Raw genomic sequence first — 1,747 nt, 5'->3', positions numbered from 1 at the left:
TGGTGGCAATGTCTATTGCTTGAGTCTAAAAGACGAAGACTATGGCGCTGTTTACTATTGGGATCATGAGATGGCAAATTATGACGGTGAGCCTTGGGAAGAGAATATGACAAAGTTGTCCAATGCACTTTCAGAATTTATTGATGGGCTGCATGAAGAATGCGCATAACCCGTCGCTTCACCCGACCAAAAACCGCGATGCGGTTTTCGTCGGGTGAGCTTGTCGTTGGCCCTCACTATTGGAGCCTCTTTTATGAAATGGTGTCTAGCCTTACTCGTCGCGCTTCTTCCGCTTGCCGCTCAAAGCGGATGGATTGATCCGAGCGGAAAGCCCATTCCTGATTCTGACAACATGCGCAGTGCTGGAGACTTCGGCATTCAAATCGTTCTTACTGCGAACGAAGGTCAGTTTCGCCAAACATGGAACTCATCCACGCCCCCGCCGAAACTGACTACTACCAACACGGTACGTCTAGGCGAAACGGTCTCCGCACTCCTCATCTTTCATGGCTGTGCGCCGAATGTCGGTGGCGTTTGCGACGTGGTATCTGATTTCATCCTCGAAGGGCCAGATGGAAGCAAAATGACGGCGGGTGGTGGCCCAGTTTGGTCTGGAAAGCCCATGCAGCAACGCCTCTTACAGCTCGGCCAAGCCAGTATGACTGTAGGCTTCGACAAGACTGATCCTGTTGGCGACTACAAGGTCACAGCGACCGTCAAAGACAAAGTTTCTGGCCGAGTCCTTTCTGTTACAGCGCGACTGAAAGTCACGAAGTGAGTTGTTGCGCCGTGAGGGCCAATCGGGTAGCTTCACGTTAGGCCGCGTATGAAGGCTGCAGTCGCGCTTGCGTTCCCGGTTTTCGCCACGATTGCCGCGATCGGTCAATCGATCATCCGCGAAAAGCGAAACAGAAGCCCATCCGCGTACCGAGCCACAACCAGCCTCCTATTGACCATCTTGCTGTTCAACGTCGCAGGGTCCTTCTTCTTTGGCGTATATATTGCTATCGACAATCCGAAGACCGCAAAAGACGCTCTTTGGTTCATGCCACTACTTTTCGCACCCGTCGAGTACTGGCTCCGTTTTGGCCCTGCACTCGTCGCGGCCGCCGCGGTGTTTGCACTGATATCCGTGCAACTGCATCGATCGAAGAGTTGCTCTTTCTCGTTACGAAAAGACTCGCAAAGTAGTTCAATCCTATCGGTCAGCAAAGTCCGGTTTCGTTCCGCCAAATTGACTGTGAAAAAATAACGTAAGCGATCTTTGAAGGACGCACTAGAACTGAAACGGACAATGACTTAACCGTTGGCGTGCGATTAGTCCGTTAGGGCGTCGAGATTCCAAGGCAACAGCGCTTCGAACTCTTCGACAGTTTTTGCGGTGGGAAGCTTTCGGAACAGATCGACCAGATAGGTGTAAGGGTCGACGCTATTGGCCTTGCAGGTTTCGATCAACGAGTAAAGATTAGCGCTGGCACGGGCGCCGGCCACCGTATCGCAAAACAACCAATTGCGGCGGCCCACCACGAAGGGGCGTATGGCGTTTTCGCAGAGGTTGTTGTCGATGGGCCAAGCGCCGTTGTCGACGAAGCGGATCAGTTTGGACCACTGCGATGACAAGTAATGCAAAGCCTTGCCCAGCAAACTACCGGGGATTACCGCATGCAGATGTTGTAGCAGCAGGGCTTCGATTTTGACCAAAACCGGTCGGCTTTGCTCCTGGCGCCGCTGCCCACGCTGTTCGACG

General features: G+C 53.0%; 4 protein-coding genes. 3 read left to right on the top strand and 1 reads right to left on the bottom strand.

Annotated elements, in window-relative coordinates:
* The 3 genes from BJL95_RS26120 to BJL95_RS19570 all read left to right on the top strand — a co-directional run.
* Nucleotides 1-169 (top strand): SMI1/KNR4 family protein (locus BJL95_RS26120; protein WP_368086614.1); only part of this gene is annotated, 169 nt, incomplete at its 5' end.
* A gap of 84 nt (nucleotides 170-253) precedes the next feature.
* The gene (locus BJL95_RS19575; protein ID WP_139306306.1) at nucleotides 254-778 is read left to right on the top strand and encodes a hypothetical protein; all 525 of its coding nucleotides are present in this window, start codon (nucleotides 254-256) and stop codon (nucleotides 776-778) included.
* 48 nt (nucleotides 779-826) lie between these two features.
* Complete coding sequence (locus BJL95_RS19570) at nucleotides 827-1,252, top strand: hypothetical protein (protein WP_071159882.1); 426 nt, start codon at nucleotides 827-829, stop codon at nucleotides 1,250-1,252.
* A gap of 65 nt (nucleotides 1,253-1,317) precedes the next feature.
* Here BJL95_RS19570 and BJL95_RS19565 read toward each other — a convergent pair.
* Nucleotides 1,318-1,747 (bottom strand): transposase (locus BJL95_RS19565; protein WP_139306269.1); only part of this gene is annotated, 430 nt, incomplete at its 5' end.

It is taken from the genome of Methylomonas sp. LWB (assembly GCF_001856095.1).
GTDB classification, from domain to species: Bacteria; Pseudomonadota; Gammaproteobacteria; order Methylococcales; family Methylomonadaceae; genus Methylomonas; species Methylomonas koyamae_A.
The sequence above is the reverse complement of the archived record's forward strand: the minus strand, read 5'-3'. Positions and strand labels throughout refer to the sequence as shown.

Coding starts and splice junctions, on each gene's coding strand:
- BJL95_RS19575 (WP_139306306.1), top strand. CDS start 254: ATGAAATGGTGTCTAGCCTTACTCGTCGCGCTTCTTCCGCTTGCCGCT.
- BJL95_RS19570 (WP_071159882.1), top strand. CDS start 827: ATGAAGGCTGCAGTCGCGCTTGCGTTCCCGGTTTTCGCCACGATTGCC.